This is a genomic window from Alienimonas sp. DA493 (assembly GCF_043951915.1).
Classification (GTDB): Bacteria; Planctomycetota; Planctomycetia; order Planctomycetales; family Planctomycetaceae; genus Alienimonas.
Window position 1 is genome coordinate 1 of record NZ_JBINJD010000268.1, and the last position, 3417, is coordinate 3417.

Consider the following 3417-nt stretch of genomic DNA (forward strand, 5'->3'; position numbering starts at 1 on the left):
CGACGGCGGCTCCGGCGGCCGCTCCCCGCTGGCGACCGCCTTGGTCTCTCGTCCGCTCCGCCGGGTCACCAGGCGAAATCGTCGGTGTAGTCCCGCCCGCCGACGCGGGTCCGCAGCAGCCAGAGCGGCCGCGGCCCCGCCGCGGTCCCCGCCGGCTCGACCCAGAGCGACCAGGCCGAGGCCGCCCCGGACAGCAGCGGGCGGAGCCGACCGGCGTCGGACTCCCGCAGCCCGGCCCGGGCGAGGACCGCCGCGGCCGACCCCGGCCCGCCCTCCCGGCGGGCGGCCGCGAGGGCGTCGCCGGCGGAGCCGGTCGCGACCCCGCCGGCCAGCGTCCGCAGCGCCCCGTCCGAGGCCCGGGCCAGGTTCAGCGGGACGTCCGCGACCGTGACCTCCCCCAACGCCGCCCGCAGGGCCGCCGCCTCGCCCGGCCGGCGGCCGAGCTCGAACAGCTGCCCCGGGCTCTCGTAGGCCGGCACGTCGGGGCCGGCGCCGGGCAGCGGGCGGGGCCGAACGGGGGGAGCGCTGGGGCCGGCCGAGGCCCGGACCGCCCGGGCGACCGCGGCCGATCCGCCGGCCCGGTGCAGGGCGTTGACGTTCGCCTTCGCCGACTCGTCCGCCACCGTCAGCCGCAGATCGCGGCCGTTCAGCGTGACGAGCCGCTCGAAGCCCGCCGGTTCCGGCCACGCCGTCCGGCCGCCGGCGCTCTCGCGGGCCGCCTCCGCGGCGATCAGCTCCTCAGCCCGCCCCAATACGGACCGCTCCAGCGAGGCGGCGGCCCAGCGGGACTGCAGGTCCTCCTCGGCGGCGGCGGCCTCCAGGGCGAGGTCCATCGACCGTGTCGCCGTCCCGGCCGCGACCAGCCCGCAGACCGTCAGCAGGGCCAGGACGAGGACCAGCACGAAGCCGCCCCGGCGAGCGGCGGGGGCGTCCCGGAGGCGAGCGGCGGGGGGACAGATCACCGACCGGCCCCCGCGACGACCTCTCGCACCGGCCGGCCCGCGGCGTCGAGCAGGATCAGCCGCAGGCCGTCCGGGACGGGAGCCGTGGCGGTCACGCCCTCGGCGGCGGTTAGGTCCGTGCCGTCGTCGAGCCGCTCGCACCGCAGGGCCGCCACGCCCGGCCGGAGCAGCGTCGCGCCGGCCCCGGCCCGCGGGTCGGCCCCGTCGAGGGGCCGGACCGACCGGACCAGCCACCCCCCCCCGACGACCGACAGCGTCACCTCCGCCGGGCGGCCGTTGGGGCGTCCGGTCCGGGCGTCCCGCCCGCCGTAGCCCAGCAGCGTCACCCGGCCGGGCCGGGCGTGCAGCCGGCGGGCGGCGGCGAGGTCGGCCCGCAACAGGGCGTCCAGCCGCCGGTCCGGCCCCCCCGCCCCGGCCGGCGGCAGGGCGTCCCGCCGGGCGACGAACCCCCGCGTCACGCCGGCCGTCGCCGCCGCCAGCATGGCCGCCAGGGCCAGGGCCAGCGTGAGTTCGACCAGCGTGAGCCCGGAACGGGGCGGGCGGGGATCGGCGTACGTGCGGCTCATCGGGCCCCCCGGACTTCGTCGACGACGAGCAGCTCGACCGACGCGACCGGCCGCCCGTCGCCCGCCGCCGCGTCCCGCCGGGCCTCGACCCGCAGCACGACGCACCCCAGCGCCGCCGCCCCGGGCCGGCGCTCGCGACGAGCGGACCAGACCAGCCGGCCGTCGGCGGTGAGCGGGCCGCCGGGCGCCGGCGGCAGGGCCGCGTCGGCGTCGGCCGCCCAGCCGGTCAGGAGGGCGTCCAGGGCCCGGACCGCCGCCAGCCGGTCCGCCGCCCGGGCCGCCTGCCGGCCTTGGGCCGCGTCGGCGACCAGCAGGGCGGCCAGCAGCGTGCCCAGCAGCGCCAGCCCGGCCAGGACCTCGACCAGCGTGAACCCGCGGCGGGCCGGGGCGGTGCGGCGGGTCGGGGGCCCGGGGGAGTTCACGGCCGGGTCAGTCCGCGTCGAGGGCGAGGAGGGCGTCGACCGCCGCGGCGTCCGGCAGCCGCACGGCGTGCCCGGCCCCGCCGGCGAACAGCAGCCAGTGGGCCGTCTCGTCGGCCCCGACCAGCCGGACGGCGTAGGTCGGGGCGGAGCCGTCCGGCCGCACGGTCAGCTCGACCGGCCCGCCCCCGGCCGGGGCGCCGGCCCGCCGCACCGCCGCCAGCGGCAGCTCGGCGACGACCGCCCGCCGCCCGCCGGCCCCGACCCGGGTCACCGTCCCGGCGGACGGGTCGAACCTCAGCCGGACCGCCTCCCCCCGGCGGACCGCCAGCGTACGGGCGGCGCCGTCCGCGGCCAGCAGCCGGTCGGCGGCGAGTTCCGCCCGGGCCGCGGCGACCGGCCGGCGGACCGACCAGGCCGCGGCCGCCGCCGCGATTCCTAGGAGGGCGCAGACGACGAGCAGCTCGACCAGCGTGAATCCGCCACGGCGGGCGGGCGCGCCGGCGGTCACGGGCGGGCCTCGGGGCCGAGGTCGTCGCTGGAGATGTCGGCGTCGCCGCCCTCGCCCCCCTCGCGGCCGTCGGCCCCCAGCGAGAGCACCTCGAACGGGCCGCTGCGCCCCGGGCGGCTGTACTGGTACGGCCGCCCCCACGGGTCGCGGGGGACCCGGCTGAGGATTCCGTCCGGGAACTTCGCCGTCGGCGCCGCCAATGCGTCCAGCCCCTCCTCGTTCGTCGGGTAGCGGTCGGACATGGTGTAGTAGGTCTCCAGCCCCTGGGCGATCTTGGAGACCTCCAGCCGGGCGACGTTCTGCTTGCCGCTGAGCAGATACCCCCGCACCCCGAAGGTCACCGCCCCGGCCAGCAGGCCGATGATGACCACGACGACCATCAACTCCACCAGCGTGAAGCCGCGGCGGGGAGAGCGCCGGACGGGACGGCGGCGGGCGAACTGCGGGTCAGACGACACGGCCGGCCTCCAGGATGGGCAACACGGTGGCGAACAGGATGAACCCGACGACCGCCGACAGCGCCAGGATCAACGCCGGCTCCAGCACGGCGGTCAGCCGGGCGGCGGCCGAGGCCGCCTGCCGCTCGTAGTCGGCGGCGAGCCGCTCGAGCATCGCCTCCAGCGTACCGCTCTCCTGCCCCACGGCGAAGACCCGCACCGCGACCGGCGGGAACACGCCGTCGGCCTCCAGGGCCGCGGCGATCCCCCGGCCGGTCGAGACGGCCTTCGCGCAGGCGGACAACGCGTCGCCGACGACGGGGTTCTCGGCGGCGTCCGCGGCCGCCTGGGCCGCGGCGGTGAATTCGATCCCGCTCCGCATCAGCACCGCCAGCACCGCGGCCGACCGGGCGACCGCCTGCTTGCGGGCCATGTCGCCGACGACCGGCAGTCGCCAGACCGTCCGGTGCCAGGCCCGCCGCCCGGCCTCCCCCCGCAGCCAGGCCGCCGCCCCGACCCCGG

The 3417-nt window shown here is 80.0% G+C and carries 6 protein-coding genes; all 6 read right to left on the reverse strand.

Annotated elements, in window-relative coordinates:
* Positions 1–65: 65 nt before the first annotated feature.
* A complete protein-coding gene (locus ACG2DA_RS22115; protein WP_395258777.1) occupies positions 66–962 on the reverse strand; it encodes a hypothetical protein in 897 nt (298 codons plus the stop codon).
* On the reverse strand, positions 959–1528 hold the full coding sequence (locus tag ACG2DA_RS22120) for a prepilin-type N-terminal cleavage/methylation domain-containing protein (protein ID WP_395258779.1): 570 nt from the start codon (positions 1526–1528) through the stop codon (positions 959–961). The genes ACG2DA_RS22115 and ACG2DA_RS22120 overlap by 4 nt, the downstream gene beginning before the upstream one ends.
* Positions 1525–1950: a prepilin-type N-terminal cleavage/methylation domain-containing protein gene (locus tag ACG2DA_RS22125; protein WP_395258780.1), complete on the reverse strand. Its 426-nt coding sequence runs from the start codon at positions 1948–1950 to the stop codon at positions 1525–1527. The genes ACG2DA_RS22120 and ACG2DA_RS22125 overlap by 4 nt, the downstream gene beginning before the upstream one ends.
* A 7-nt stretch (positions 1951–1957) precedes the next feature.
* Complete coding sequence (locus tag ACG2DA_RS22130) at positions 1958–2458, reverse strand: Tfp pilus assembly protein FimT/FimU (RefSeq protein ID WP_395258782.1); 501 nt, start codon at positions 2456–2458, stop codon at positions 1958–1960.
* Positions 2455–2916, reverse strand: coding sequence for a type II secretion system major pseudopilin GspG (gene gspG / locus ACG2DA_RS22135; protein WP_395258784.1), 462 nt, complete (start codon positions 2914–2916; stop codon positions 2455–2457). The genes ACG2DA_RS22130 and gspG overlap by 4 nt, the downstream gene beginning before the upstream one ends.
* Positions 2906–3417 (reverse strand): type II secretion system F family protein (locus ACG2DA_RS22140; RefSeq protein WP_395258786.1); only part of this gene is annotated, 512 nt, incomplete at its 5' end. The genes gspG and ACG2DA_RS22140, both read right to left, overlap by 11 nt.

Excerpts from the sequence above, each read along its gene's own strand:
- ACG2DA_RS22120 (WP_395258779.1), bottom strand. The coding sequence starts at position 1,528 with ATGAGCCGCACGTACGCCGATCCCCGCCCGCCCCGTTCCGGGCTCACG.